We start from the raw sequence: 13,342 nt of genomic DNA, 5'->3' as shown, positions 1-13,342 counted from the left end.
GTCATTTTCGATGAGCAATGAAGCTACGGTTAAAATAACCATCGGTGAGAAATTAAACAATTCGGTTCAATACCTAACTCACTACGTATTTTTACTTAGCTCGGTTTGAGGAAAATACCTCTCCATAGATTTTTATTAACTTCACCGAAGAGTTGATAGCCAATTTTGCAAATAAATTGGCACGATGAGCCTCAACCGTCCGTGGTGAAAGCAAAAGGTCATTAGCAATTTCCTTGCTGGATTTCCCTTCCATCATCAGTTGGGTCACTTCTAATTCCCTGGCAGACAATGTATTGAGTTTTTCTTGTAACACCGTGACTTCTTGCTGTTTTTGCTGCGAAACACGCTGAAATTCCAATGCCCCGCCCACCGTTTCAAGCAGCAAATCAGCATCAATCGGTTTGGTTAAAAACTCAAAAGCGCCATTTTTGAAGGCACGGCGGCACAATTCAATATTCCCATGACCCGTCATAATGATGACCGGAATATTCAGCCCTTGCCGTTGCCACTCCTCCAGTAGCGTTATGCCACTTTTACCCGGCATACGGATATCCAGTAGCAGACAGCCATTTAATGCTTGGGAATCCGCCATCTGCTGTTGAAAATCCTGAGCATTTTCGTAAGCGACCGTTTGCCACCCCATGGTGGCCAATAGTGAACCAAGAGCACAACGGATAGCCTGATCATCATCAATCAAATAAATAAACTGTTCCATTACACCTCCCGACTGTTAAACGGAAACCACAGCGTAAAACACGCCCCCTGCCCAAGCCTATTTTCCGCTTTAATATTGCCATTGAGGCGTTGAACCAAGGTTTCTGTCAGTGCCATCCCTAACCCCAATCCCTCTTCCCGTGTAGTGAAAAAAGGAATGAAAACTTGCCGCAATGCTTGGGCAGAAAGACCAGGCCCACCATCGGTGATGACTAACTCAATACCTTGCTCTGAGTAACTAGCATCAATGGCTACCCAAGAAGATCCCGGGGAATTATTCTGCTGGGCCTGAATCGCGTTAGCGACAATGTTTTGAATAATCTGTTCAACCCAGAGGGGATCAGCACGTAGAGTGGGTAACTTTTCCGGTAACCGGTTAACCACCTTAACATTGCTATTGTTGATCTCATCTTCCAACAACATCGTGACGTGCAGCCAGACTTTGTGCAAATTGACATCCTGATAAACCACCGGCGCATCAACCAGTTTCTGTCTAAATTGCTGCAGTAATGTACTGATACGCTTAATTTGTATCACCGAAGAATCAAGCAGCGCTGCCGCTTTTTCTGCCTGCTGCTGCTCTATCAGGCGTAGTGCCGTTTGGTTATAACTCAACACCGCGGTCAGAGGCTGGTTTAATTCATGAATGATGCCAGCAGTGATCTCTCCCATGGTGTTTAGCCGTGTTAATTCGGAGTAGTGCTCGCGTAAAACGGCAATATTATGTTGATGTTTTTGCTTACGATACAGGCTAATAAAATGGATAAACACCGCCCAAAAAACCGACAGCAGTAGCAATATTAGCCAAGGTAAATCCGCCCAATCAGGATCATTACTGGCTGATAACTCAAAAGGTTGCAACGAACTGTTGACCTCTTTGTTCCATTGCCAGTAAGCAGGTTGACTGTTACTCCCCAGTTCGAACACCGTCCTATTCTGCCGATTCAGGCTGATATGACGAAAATCATGACGTTGAGGGATATCCGCCAATAACAGGTTGAAGTCAATCAACAAGGCGTTACGCTGATTTTCTAACCAATAGGTTCCCTTGCCAGCAGGCGTCAACGTTTGATGTGGCGCTAGGTTTAGCTTGGGTTCCCAAGCCAGGATCTGTGGGAATTGTTGCCGAACAGCAGCAGGATCGCTGGTGACGGAGAGCAATGAAAGGATCGTTTCCAACTGAGATACCTTGACGGTAATCTCACGATATAAAATACGGTAGTTTACGGATTGCTCTTCATATTGCTGTTGCAACGCGTAAATGACCACGCCACCACCTGAAAGCAGAGATAAAATCAACCAGAGAAAAACCTTGCGCATAATGATTCCAGGCGAATTAAACAGGAGAAGAAGTTAAGGCTAGATGTTCCCCGGCTTGCAACTCTGCCCGGTTGTAGTGACGTACAATATGCCCTTGCTCCATTAAAGCCGCACGTTGGGACATATGAGCAATCACATCGCCATCGTGGCTCACCAAGAGGTAGGTCATACCATGTTCCCGTTTCAATTGATTGAGCAGGTTGAGGATCTCCGCCTGTACCGACATATCTAACGCCGAAGTGGGTTCATCTAACAATAACAGTTTTGGGCGTAACAGCAGAGCACGGGCGATAGCCACGCGCTGGCGTTGGCCACCAGAGAGTTGATGTGGGTAGCGCTCTGCCATCGCCGCACTCAACCCTACCTGCAATAACGCTTCACTGATCCGTGCCGGAATATGCTTTTCACCATGGATCTTGAGCGGCTCCCCTAACGTGCGGGCAATTTTGTGTTGCGGGTGCAATGATGCATAAGGGTCCTGAAACACCATTTGTACATCACGACGCAACCGCCCAGAAAAACGCTGCAATGGCTGAATAACCTGGTCGAACAAGCGCACTTCACCGTGCCAATCACGTTGTAGCCCGGCCAACACACGCAACACCGTGGATTTTCCGCAGCCAGAAGCGCCAATCAAGCTAAAGGTTTCCCCGGCTTCAACGCTAAAACTCACCGACTCGACCGCAACTTTATGACCAAACGCCTGCGGAAAACTGACTTGTAGGTTCTCAATCTCAATCAGTGCCATATTCGCTCCGGGCAAAGTCGATACTACGATCCAATACCGGTAAATCATGGCCGTAAGTCGCGGCACTGGGGCGACAGGCCCACAATGTACGCGTGTACGGATGTGTCGCCAGCGGCAGGTTGGCCGCGATCCCCTGATCCACCAACCGGCCTTGGTACATCACCAACACTCGGTCACAACGTGCCGCCACCAGCGACAAATCGTGGCTGATCAGCAACAGCCCCATATTACGTCTGGTAGCCTGTTCAACAATCAGATCCAGGATCTGCTCGCGCAACCGGGCATCCAACGCCGAAGTCGGCTCATCTGCAATCAGCAGTTGCGGATCGTTAACCAACGCAATCGCCAACATCGCACGCTGCCCCATCCCACCTGAAAGCTGAGCGGGATAACTGTGATAAGCACTCTCTGGTAAACCCACCGCCGCCAGCGAGTTCAACACCCGCTCATAGCGATCAGCCCGGGACAGGGCATTATGCAGGATGAGAGACTCGGTAATCTGTTTGCCAATTTTGCGTACCGGGTTCAAGGCATAGCGCGGGTCTTGCAGCACCATGGCAATTTCTGCGCCACGTATCTGGCTCCATTGGCGCGGTGGTAACGTCAGCAGATCGGTCTGGCAGTAGCTCAGCCTATCTGCCGTCACAATTCCGGGTTTACGCACCAAGCCCATCAGCGCTCGGGCGGTCATTGATTTACCTGACCCAGACTCGCCAACCAACGCGACTTTTTCACGCCCAATGTGCATAGAGAGGTTATCCACCACCTGATGACCATTAAACGCAATACTCAGATTATGTGCTGATATCAAAGGCTCAGTCATGATGCGGATCCAGTAAGTCACGTAGGCCATCGCCCAACAGGTTAAATGCCAGGCTGCTTACCAGGATCGCGCAACCGGGGATCGCCGCGATCCACCATTGATCAAAAATAACGGGCATCCCTTCTGCCACCATCGAGCCCCACTCGGCCATCGGTGGGCGCGCGCCCAAGCCCAGAAACCCCAAGCCGGCCGCCGCCAGAATGACCCCGGCCAGATCCAGTGCTAACCGGACAATGGCAGAGGGCAGGCACATTGGCAAAATATGACCCCACAACAGGCGGGGACCACGAATCCCCATCATCTCAGCCGCAGCCAGATAGTCGCTGCGCCGCAATAATTGGATCTCGCTTCGTGCCTGGCGGGCATAGGCAGGCCAGGTAGTGAGCGCCAGTGCCAATGCGCCGTTAACCAAACCAGGCCCGAGCATGGCGACAAAGGCAAAAGCCAGAATCAGCCGTGGCATCGACATGGTGATATCGGTAAAACGCATCAATACGCGCTCCAACCAACCCCCATAGTAACCAGAAAGCACGCCCACCAGCAGGCCAAGGGGCAGCGTGATCACCGTGACCAGTAATACCAACCCCAACATCGGGCGGGTACCGTAGATCAGGCGGGAAAGCACATCACGGCCATAACTGTCGGTACCTAGCCAGTGACCGGATCCCGGCGGCAACAAACGGTTAGCGGCCTGTTGCCAGTTGGGATCAACCGGTGCCAACCAAGGCGCAAATAGCGCAATCAGTAGCAGTAAGAGCAGGATAACCGTACCACAGGTGGCAGACGGTGAACGTTTAAGTAATGTCATCGCCATCTCAACCTACCCTGGGATCAAGCAAACGCACCAGTAGATCGGTGAGATTATTAATAATGACAAAGCATAAACCGATCAGCAGTGTCCCCCCCATGATGGTCGTGGTGTCACCCGCTAACAGCGCAATCGTCAGGTAACGGCCAATGCCGGGCCAGGAAAACACCGTTTCAGTCAGCACGGCACCTTCCAACATTCCGGTGTAAGCCAGCGCAATCACCGTTAGCAGTGTGCCACTGATATTGGGCAACACGTGGTGGAACATAATACGCATCTCGCTGGCGCCTTTGGCACGGGCCAGTGTCACATACTCTTTATTCAGCTCACTCAGGCAGGCGGAACGGGTCAAACGGGTGATACTGGCCAGCGAGTAATACCCTAACAAACAGACCGGTAACACCAAATGTGCCAGTGCATTGCGTAATGCCCCCATATCGCCGGAAAGCCAGGTGTCGATCAGCGCAAAACCGGTCTTGGCCTCGACACTGTATTGGTAAATATCATCCAGCCGCCCGGGCCCAGGGCTCCATTGCAACTTGGCGTAGAACAGTAACAACATCAGCAAACCCAACCAGAAGATAGGCACCGAGTTACCCAACAAGGTCATCAAGCGCACAGTAATATCCAGCTTGCTACCGACAAAACGTGCACACAACACGCCCAACAGCACCCCTAAGGTCGCACCGACCACCAGCGACAAGGTGGCGAGTTCCAAGGTTGCAGGGAACACGCGCAGCAATTCCTGCAACACGGGTTGCCCCGTAGCACTGACATTACCCAGATCACCCTGGGCGAGCCGCTGTAGATAGTGCCAAAACTGCACCGGTAAAGAGCGATCGAGGCCAAGCTGGTGTTTAACCTGCTCATAAGTTGCAGCGCTGGCATGATCACCAACAATCTGCAAGACCCGATCAACCGGCGACAACGCAGAAAGCAGAAAGGTAATCAATAATAGGCCGAACAGGGTCAGTACCAGTGTGAACAGACCCTGCGACAATCCCTTAAGACGACGCCGGGCAATATTTCCCGGCGTGAATTTTATCCCTACCGACATGGTTATCCTGATTATTTACTAACACGGTCATAATAGACCATATCTGCATTTAGTCCTTGTTGATAGCCTTTCACGTTATCACGCAGCACCACCTGCGTTTTAGCCTGATCGATAAACACATAGGGCGAACTTTGCTGTAACGCCTGCTGCAGGGCAGTATAACGTGCCGCACGCTTAGCCGGATCAGCCTCTGCCACCGCTTCCAGCGTCTGTTTATTCAGCTCAGGGATCTGCCAGCCATTGAGCCCGGCGACGGTGCTGCTTTTGCCATCGTTATACGCGAAGGTGCTGGCATTGGAATGGGCATCGAAATAATCGGGGATCCACAGACGGATTGCCGCTTGATGCTGTTTGGCACGGACACGAGCATAGACCTGGCTGCCCGCCGCAGGCAATAGCTCAAGTTTCACCCCACCTTGGGCAAAACTGGCCTGCAGCGACTGAGCAATGGTGATAAACGGAGGCTTATTTTCTACATCCAGGGTCAGAGTCGCATTGGTGATGCCGGCTTTTTCCAAGATAGCCTTGGCTTTGGCCGGATCAAAACTGAAGGGCTTATCTTCCAATGCCCCTGGCAGGCCCACAGGCAGGAAGCTTTGGTGAATAAAATATTGCCCTTTTAGCAGATCCTGGGTGATGCCTTGATAATCCACCAAATAGCGTGCGGCCTCCCAGAAAGCCGGGTTGTTCAACAGCGGGTTGGCCCGGTTGGCGGTATTAAACACCAAATAGTTCTGTTCAGCCGACGGAATTTCCAACACTTGCACGCCAGGCTGGTTTTTCAACGCACTGGTCTGGTCTGGGCCCAGCTCGCGAGCGATGTCAGCATCCCCTTGTTGGATCAACAGACGGCGCGCACTCGGGTCAGACACATTCTTGATAATGATGTTCTGGAGTAACGGCTTATCACCGGGAGAAGTAAGGTTGGCATCCAGCACAATGGCTTGATGAGGCTGATAAACGCGCATTTTAAACGGGCCGCTGCCCGCAGAGTGCAACTTCAGCCAAGTATTACCGAGATCATCCCCTTTCACATTGGCTTGCACCACTTTGCTATCGACAATGGAGGCAATGGGGGTAGAGAGAATATTCAACGCGACCGCCGGGCTGACATCCGCCGTCCAACTCAGTTGCACGGTATGATCATCAACCTTCTTCAATTGTTGTTCAATATTCTCGGGCTGCCAACCGAGCACATTGAGGATAAACGCCGGTGATTTATTCATTTTCACCGCGCGGGTATAAGAGAAAATGACATCATCCGCCGTCAATGGGTTGCCCGAAGAGAAAGTGGCCTGCGGACGCAGTTTGATGGTTAAGGTTTTAGCCGCCGCATCATCCTGCCAGCTTTCTGCCAATACGGGGATCACCTTGGCCGGGTTATCACGATCAGCTTGCACTAAACGCTGATAGAGACTGGGTACGGTTTGGATACTGGACAGTTCATTGGCTTCTGCCGGATCCAAGCTAACGATATCCTCTAATGACTGCACCACCACCAACGTATTCGGTGGCGTAGCGGCCCATGCAGTGCTGGAGAGAGCAGCAAGAATAAAAAGCGACAATACTTTATTTTTCATGAAAATATTCCTTTATCCCTGTCCGTAATTCAAGCTGCGCAGGGGGAATGGCAACTTAAATGAACTTGGGTCACTTTGACTCGAACATTAAACCGAAAATGAGCAATTAGCATTTGTTTTTGTACGGTATTTTCACCGTCAGGGGGTCACGGTAGAACGTTGCACAGCCGCAAGCAAAGGTTAATCTGTTATTTCATATAGCCAAAAGAACTATAGCCAGATTCAATCAATTTGGTGGGTAAAGTGCGCAGGTTTATTAAAGAGAATATCGGGGAGGGCTAGCCTATAGGGGCAGGTTTTGCCCCTATACTCATTAATTTACTGGGCGTTACTACTTAATGTCGCGACCATCACCGCCTTGATGGTATGCAGGCGATTTTCTGCCTGATCAAATACCACACTATGCGGGGACTCAAACACCTCGTTAGTCACTTCCATGCCCCCAGACAAGCCATACTGTTGCGCCATCTGTTTACCCAAGGTGGTTTGGTCATCGTGAAAGGCTGGTAGGCAATGGAGAAATTTCACCTGTGGGTTACCGGTCAGTTTAACCATCGCCATATTCACCTGATAAGGCAGCAACTGGGCAATTCGTTCCTGCCAGACCTCTTTGGGCTCACCCATAGAAACCCAAACGTCGGTATAGAGGAAGTCGGCACCTTGTACCCCTTCGGCAACATTCTCTGTCAGGGTAATTTTCCCGCCGGTCTGCTGCGCCAGCGCCTGACATTCAGCCACCAGTTGCGCCTGTGGCCAGCAGGCCTTCGGTGCCACCAAACGCAGATCCAACCCCACCAGAGCCGCTGCTTCCAGCAGCGTATTACCCATATTGTTATGGGCATCCCCCATATAGGCCAGTTTCATTTCACTCAAGTTCTTACCCGGCAGATGCTCAATCATGGTCAGTAAATCCGCCAGCAACTGGGTCGGGTGGAACTCGTTAGTCAGGCCATTCCATACCGGTACCCCGGCATATTCTGCCAGTGTGTCCACCAGATGCTGACCAAAACCACGATATTGAATACCGTCGTACAGGCGGCCAAGGACACGCGCCGTGTCTTTCATTGATTCTTTATGGCCGATTTGACTACCGCTTGGGCCAAGATAGGTGACCTGAGCCCCTTGGTCGAATGCGGCAACTTCGAAAGAGCATCGGGTACGGGTTGAGTCTTTTTCGAAGATGAGCGCAATGTTTTTACCCTGAAGATGTTGCGTTTCCTGGCCTTGCTTCTTGGCCTGCTTCAAGTTAGCCGCCAGTTGCAGCAGGGACTGGATCTCACTGGGGGTAAAATCCATTAACCTCAAAAAGTGCCGATTATAGAACGGGTTCATTTGGCTCATCTCCATCTATCCTTATTTTTGTTTGAATTAAAATTCACAATATATGAATGAATATTCAAATTCAACCCTGATAAAGAAATCTTTTATCTTTACCATGGCAGCAGTGGCAACGGTATGTGAAAATAGAAGAGATAAAGCCATTTTATTGAGGATAGAGACATGGCAAACCGTGAACTGCTGGAAGAACAACGCGAAGAAACCCGCCTGATCATCGAAGAACTGCTGGAAGACGGCAGTGATCCGGATGCGCTCTACACCATTGAGCACCATTTCTCTGCTGAAAAGTTTGAAGTTTTGGAACAAGCGGCCGTTGAAGCTTTTAAACTGGGTTACGAAGTGACCGACGCTGAAGAGCTGGAAGTGGAAGATGGCAACCTGGTTATGTGCTGTGATGTGATCAGTGAAGTTGCCCTGAATGCCGAATTGATCGACAGTCAGGTAGAACAATTGATCACCCTGGCAGAAAAACATGGTGTCCACTACGACGGTTGGGGCACCTATTATGAAGACCCTAATGGTGAAGAGGGTGATGACGAAGACGGCGACTTTATTGACGAAGACGACGACGGCAAACGCCATTAATTAATAATTAAATATGACGGGCCGTTAGATAGCTACCGGCCCGGTTACCACTGGATACCATGAACACCGCATCACTCTTATCCCCTATTCTCAACTTCCTGCACTGTGAAACACCAGATAGCTGGATAGCGATTGCACGCCGCTCTGAAAACTTGCCACTGCTACTGACCGACCACCTGGTTTGTGAGCTAAAAGCCGCGCAAACCGGTATGTGGCTGATCCGCCGCTATGTAGCCGATAAACAGAGCGGTGAGGCTTTGCTGGCTCTGCTTAAGCCCTATGAGGCGTTTGTGCATGAAGAGCAACAGGTGCCGGAAGTCCTGTTCCAGCAAAGTACGCTCACCAAAAAGATCTTGCCGAAAAACGACACCGCCTATGGCGCTGATTTGCTGGAAAAGATGGTCTTACTGATTAAAGAAGAACTTCATCATTTCTCGCAAGTGTTGGAAATCATGCGGATACGGCAGATCCCGTATAAAAAGATCACCGCCAGCCGCTATGCCAAAGGGATGATCCGCGAGGTACGTACCCATGACCCGGCCACCTTGATCGATAAACTGATCTGCGGGGCTTATATCGAAGCGCGATCCTGTGAGCGTTTTGCCAAACTGGCGCCGTTTCTGGATGATGAATTGAACCGGTTCTATGTTTCGCTACTACGCTCTGAGGCGCGCCATTATCAAGATTACCTGACACTGGCGCAGCAGGTGGCGGGGGGCGATATTAGCGAACGGGTGGATTATTTTGGCCGTATTGAAGCTCAGTTAATCCAGTCACCAGATACGGAGTTCCGTTTCCACAGCGGGGTGCCAACCTGCTGATTATCCTGGCAATACCCGTCATACTGCAAGTTGCTCGGGTCTTGCCAGGTTCACAGTGTTTTTAGCATCGCTACTTCGCAATCACCGTGGCCAGTATCGCCCATAGCGCACTCGAGAAGCTCAAAACCAAGATGCTGATACAGGTCTATCGCACTCTGTAGGGTCGCAGTGGTCTCTAAATAACAACGCTGGAACCCTTGTTGGCGGGCAAAATCCAACGCCTGAAGGGCTAAGCGTTTCGCCAAGCCTTTGCCACGGACTATCGGCAGGAAATACATCTTCTGTAATTCACAGATAGCCGGATCGCCCCCTTGTAATGGCGCGACCCCACCGCCCCCCACCACTTGGCCCTCCAGCTCCACCACCCAATAGGCGCTGCGTGGCTGGCTATAGAACTGAAATAGTGTATCCAGAATCGGATCGGCAACGGCATAGCCTTTATCTGCCGTCAGGCCATGTTCGGCTGAAACGGTACGAATAACATCGGCAATCGCGGCGTTATCTTCAACCGTGATCATGCGTATCAATGCTGTCATAGACTCCCTCCCTCAATCAAGCGGCAACCGGAAAGCAAAAACAGCGGTGGTTTGCCGCTGTTTTTGTGTTACCTGTTTTTGATATCGCCTGTTTTTGACATCAATTAGCTTTAGTGCAACTTACCCGCGCTGATTACAGCGCGGCAATCGTCGCTTGCTGCTCCTGCAGCTTCACCTTACCTTGCTGACAAGCAGCCAGACGCTCACGTTCCTTGGCGACCACCGCTTCTGGCGCACGAGCAACAAAGCCCTCATTAGACAGTTTGCCTTCAATCGAGGTAATTTCCGCATCCAGTTTAGCCATCTCTTTCGTCAGGCGCGCAATTTCTGCGTCCTTATCGATAAAGCCCGCCATGGGGATCAACAGCTCAGCACCTTCCACCAATTTAGTCACCGAGACCGGGCCTTTTTCACCCGCTGGTAACAGCGTAAGCGCACTCAAGCGTGCCAGTTTTTCAATAAAACTCTGGTTTTCCAACACGCGACGCTGGGCATCACCATTGGCATTGCGCAGCAGCACTTCCAGCGGTTTACTTGGCGCGATATTCATTTCAGCACGGATATTACGCACTGCAGTGATGGCCTGCTTGATCCACTCCAGATCATCCAATGCCTGCTGATCTTCCAGTGCGCTATCAAACGCCGGGAAAGGCTGCAGCATAATGGTATCGGCGGTGATGCCTTTAATCTGCTTCACACGCTGCCAGATGGTTTCGGTGATAAATGGAATGATCGGATGCGCCAAGCGCAACAAGGCCTCCAGCACAGTAATTAACGTGTTACGCGTCCCACGCTGTTCCGCTTCGCTGCCGTTACCGATAATCGGCTTGGTCAGTTCCAAGTACCAATCACAGAACTGGTTCCAGGTGAATTCATACAGAATACTTGCTGCAATATCAAAGCGGTAGTTATCCAAGGCTTCACGGTAAGCCTTCACCGTGCGGTTGAATTCAGCCAGGATCCAGCGGTCAGCCAGCGAAAGCTGCATTTCACCACCGTTAAAACCGCAGTCATGCTCTTCCGTATTCATCAGCACAAAACGACTGGCATTCCACAGTTTGTTACAGAAGTTACGGTAACCCTCCAGGCGCTTCATATCCCAGTTGATATCACGCCCGGTAGATGCCAGTGCCGCCAGAGTAAAGCGCAGCGCATCAGTACCGTGCGGCTCAATGCCGTTGGGGAACTGCTTCTCAGTGCGCTTGCGGATCTTCTCTGCCAATTGCGGCTGCATCATATTGCCGGTACGTTTTTCCAGCAATTCTTCCAGTGATATCCCGTCCACCATATCCAGCGGGTCGATGACGTTGCCTTTCGACTTGGACATCTTCTGCCCTTCATCGTCACGGATCAGGCCAGTCATATAGACCGTTTTGAAAGGCACTTGCGGTTTGCCATTTTCATCTTTGATGAAATGCATGGTCAGCATGATCATGCGGGCAATCCAGAAGAAGATAATGTCAAAACCGCTCACCAACACACTGGTCGGGTGGAAGGTTTTCAGCGCTTCAGTCTGCTCAGGCCACCCCAGCGTGGAGAAAGTCCACAAGCCAGAAGAGAACCAGGTATCCAGCACATCCTCATCCTGGTTGAGCACCACATCTGCCCCCAGGTTATGCTTCTGGCGCACTTCTTCTTCGTTACGGCCAACATACACCTTGCCATCCGCGTCATACCAAGCGGGAATGCGGTGGCCCCACCATAGCTGGCGAGAGATACACCAATCCTGAATATCGCGCATCCAACTGAAATACATGTTTTCGTACTGCTTGGGTACGAACTGAATGTCACCTTGCTCAACCGCTTCTACTGCTACTTTCGCCAGCGGCGCAGTACGCACATACCATTGGTCGGTCAGCATCGGTTCAATCACCACACCACCACGGTCACCATAAGGCACCGTCAAGTCATGGGGTTTGATCTCATCAAGCAGGCCAAGTTGCTCAAAGGCAGCAACCACTGCTTTACGGGCGGCAAAACGTTCCAGGCCACGGAACTGAGCTGGGAGCTCACCGCTGTATGCAGTGCTCGCTTCACCCTGGGTATCAAACACCTCGGCTTCTTCGCGGATATCGCCGTCAAAAGTCAGGATGTTGATCATCGGCAATTGGTGACGCTTACCCACTTCATAGTCATTAAAATCGTGCGCCGGGGTGATCTTCACACAACCGGTGCCCTTTTCCATATCGGCATGTTCGTCACCGAGGATAGGGATGCGGCGGCCAACCAGTGGCAAAATGATCTCTTTACCGATCAGATCCTTGTAACGCGGATCCTGCGGGTTGACGGCAACACCAGTATCCCCCAGCATGGTTTCCGGCCGGGTGGTGGCAACCACCAGATAATCTTTGCCTTCCGCTGTGGTAGCGCCATCGGCCAGTGGATAACGCAGATGCCACATCGACCCTTTGGATTCACGGTTTTCCACTTCCAGATCAGAAATGGCGGTGCGCAGTTTCGGATCCCAGTTCACCAAACGTTTACCACGGTAGATCAAGTCTTCCTGATAGAGGCGAACAAACACTTCTTTTACCGCATTGGACAAGCCGTCATCCATGGTGAAGCGTTCACGCTCCCAATCCACCGAGTTACCCAGGCGACGCATCTGACGGGTAATGGTGCCACCGGATTCTGCCTTCCATTGCCAGATTTTTTCGATAAACGCATCACGGCCGTAGTCATGGCGGGTTTTCCCCTCTTCGGCGGCGATCTTACGCTCCACCACCATCTGGGTGGCGATACCGGCATGGTCAGTACCCGCTTGCCATAGGGTATTTTTACCCTGCATACGCTGGTAGCGCGTCATGGTATCCATAATGGTTTGCTGGAAGGCGTGGCCCATATGCAAACTGCCGGTGACATTCGGCGGCGGGATCATGATGCAGAAACTTTCCTGGCGGGTGTCGCCATTTGGCTTAAAGTAACCCTGACTCTCCCAATGATCGTACAGCTTTTGCTCGATCTGGGTTGGGTCATAAGCGGTATCAAGATGCGTGTTTGTTTTTTCCATTT

At 51.2% G+C, this 13,342-nt stretch carries 12 protein-coding genes; 2 read left to right on the top strand and 10 right to left on the bottom strand.

The features are described from left to right. Positions 1 to 91 precede the first annotated feature (91 nt). The 8 genes from AC2A06_RS01875 to argF form a co-directional block, all read right to left on the bottom strand. Complete coding sequence (locus AC2A06_RS01875; RefSeq protein ID WP_484379171.1) at positions 92 to 715, bottom strand: response regulator transcription factor; 624 nt, start codon at positions 713 to 715, stop codon at positions 92 to 94. Beyond that, positions 715 to 2,034, bottom strand: a complete 1,320-nt coding sequence (locus tag AC2A06_RS01870) for a sensor histidine kinase (RefSeq protein WP_484379170.1) — start codon at positions 2,032 to 2,034, stop codon at positions 715 to 717. The genes AC2A06_RS01875 and AC2A06_RS01870 overlap by 1 nt, the downstream gene beginning before the upstream one ends. 16 nt (positions 2,035 to 2,050) lie before the next feature. Next, positions 2,051 to 2,782 (bottom strand): ABC transporter ATP-binding protein, encoded by a 732-nt coding sequence (locus AC2A06_RS01865; RefSeq protein ID WP_484379169.1) that lies wholly within the window; start codon positions 2,780 to 2,782, stop codon positions 2,051 to 2,053. Next, positions 2,769 to 3,605, bottom strand: coding sequence for an ABC transporter ATP-binding protein (locus AC2A06_RS01860; protein WP_473196092.1), 837 nt, complete (start codon positions 3,603 to 3,605; stop codon positions 2,769 to 2,771). Before AC2A06_RS01860 ends, AC2A06_RS01865 begins: the two co-directional genes overlap by 14 nt. After that, positions 3,598 to 4,413, bottom strand: a complete 816-nt coding sequence (locus tag AC2A06_RS01855) for an ABC transporter permease (protein ID WP_484379168.1) — start codon at positions 4,411 to 4,413, stop codon at positions 3,598 to 3,600. The genes AC2A06_RS01860 and AC2A06_RS01855 overlap by 8 nt, the downstream gene beginning before the upstream one ends. Positions 4,414 to 4,420: 7 nt before the next feature. Further along, entirely contained in the window at positions 4,421 to 5,470 is a 1,050-nt protein-coding gene (locus AC2A06_RS01850; RefSeq protein ID WP_023489643.1) for an ABC transporter permease, read from the bottom strand. Positions 5,471 to 5,481: 11 nt separating this feature from the next. Continuing rightward, positions 5,482 to 7,050, bottom strand: coding sequence for an ABC transporter substrate-binding protein (locus AC2A06_RS01845; protein ID WP_484379167.1), 1,569 nt, complete (start codon positions 7,048 to 7,050; stop codon positions 5,482 to 5,484). Between the two features lie 318 nt (positions 7,051 to 7,368). Beyond that, positions 7,369 to 8,391 carry an ornithine carbamoyltransferase gene (gene argF, locus AC2A06_RS01840; protein WP_484379166.1) on the bottom strand — a complete coding sequence of 341 codons (1,023 nt, stop codon included), beginning with the start codon at positions 8,389 to 8,391 and terminating at the stop codon, positions 7,369 to 7,371. A 159-nt stretch (positions 8,392 to 8,550) separates the two neighbouring features. Here argF and rraB point away from each other — a divergent pair, with 159 nt between their 5' ends. Together rraB and miaE are read left to right on the top strand one after the other, a co-directional pair. Beyond that, positions 8,551 to 8,973 (top strand): ribonuclease E inhibitor RraB, encoded by a 423-nt coding sequence (rraB, locus tag AC2A06_RS01835; RefSeq protein WP_037386370.1) that lies wholly within the window; start codon positions 8,551 to 8,553, stop codon positions 8,971 to 8,973. A 59-nt stretch (positions 8,974 to 9,032) separates the two neighbouring features. Then, complete coding sequence (gene miaE, locus AC2A06_RS01830) at positions 9,033 to 9,794, top strand: tRNA isopentenyl-2-thiomethyl-A-37 hydroxylase MiaE (RefSeq protein ID WP_023489592.1); 762 nt, start codon at positions 9,033 to 9,035, stop codon at positions 9,792 to 9,794. Positions 9,795 to 9,844: 50 nt separating this feature from the next. Here miaE and AC2A06_RS01825 read toward each other — a convergent pair whose 3' ends face one another. Continuing rightward, the gene (locus AC2A06_RS01825; RefSeq protein WP_200874184.1) at positions 9,845 to 10,318 is read right to left on the bottom strand and encodes a GNAT family N-acetyltransferase; all 474 of its coding nucleotides are present in this window, start codon (positions 10,316 to 10,318) and stop codon (positions 9,845 to 9,847) included. A 145-nt stretch (positions 10,319 to 10,463) separates the two neighbouring features. Continuing rightward, entirely contained in the window at positions 10,464 to 13,340 is a 2,877-nt protein-coding gene (locus tag AC2A06_RS01820; RefSeq protein WP_473196098.1) for a valine--tRNA ligase, read from the bottom strand. Between the last annotated feature and the right edge of the window lie 2 nt (positions 13,341 to 13,342).

The organism is Serratia sp. HNCC26DJ244 (assembly GCF_057180565.1).
Note: the sequence above shows the minus strand (reverse complement) of the source record. Positions and strands in the feature narration are given on the sequence as shown.

What these genes read in the sequence shown, in the direction of transcription:
- AC2A06_RS01875 (WP_484379171.1), bottom strand. Translation starts at nt 715, where the DNA reads ATGGAACAGTTTATTTATTTGATTGATGATGATCAGGCTATCCGTTGT.
- AC2A06_RS01870 (WP_484379170.1), bottom strand. Translation starts at nt 2,034, where the DNA reads ATGCGCAAGGTTTTTCTCTGGTTGATTTTATCTCTGCTTTCAGGTGGT.
- AC2A06_RS01865 (WP_484379169.1), bottom strand. Translation starts at nt 2,782, where the DNA reads ATGGCACTGATTGAGATTGAGAACCTACAAGTCAGTTTTCCGCAGGCG.
- AC2A06_RS01860 (WP_473196092.1), bottom strand. Translation starts at nt 3,605, where the DNA reads ATGACTGAGCCTTTGATATCAGCACATAATCTGAGTATTGCGTTTAAT.
- AC2A06_RS01855 (WP_484379168.1), bottom strand. Translation starts at nt 4,413, where the DNA reads ATGACATTACTTAAACGTTCACCGTCTGCCACCTGTGGTACGGTTATC.
- AC2A06_RS01850 (WP_023489643.1), bottom strand. Translation starts at nt 5,470, where the DNA reads ATGTCGGTAGGGATAAAATTCACGCCGGGAAATATTGCCCGGCGTCGT.
- AC2A06_RS01845 (WP_484379167.1), bottom strand. Translation starts at nt 7,050, where the DNA reads ATGAAAAATAAAGTATTGTCGCTTTTTATTCTTGCTGCTCTCTCCAGC.
- argF (WP_484379166.1), bottom strand. Translation starts at nt 8,391, where the DNA reads ATGAGCCAAATGAACCCGTTCTATAATCGGCACTTTTTGAGGTTAATG.
- rraB (WP_037386370.1), top strand. Translation starts at nt 8,551, where the DNA reads ATGGCAAACCGTGAACTGCTGGAAGAACAACGCGAAGAAACCCGCCTG.
- miaE (WP_023489592.1), top strand. Translation starts at nt 9,033, where the DNA reads ATGAACACCGCATCACTCTTATCCCCTATTCTCAACTTCCTGCACTGT.
- AC2A06_RS01820 (WP_473196098.1), bottom strand. Translation starts at nt 13,340, where the DNA reads ATGGAAAAAACAAACACGCATCTTGATACCGCTTATGACCCAACCCAG.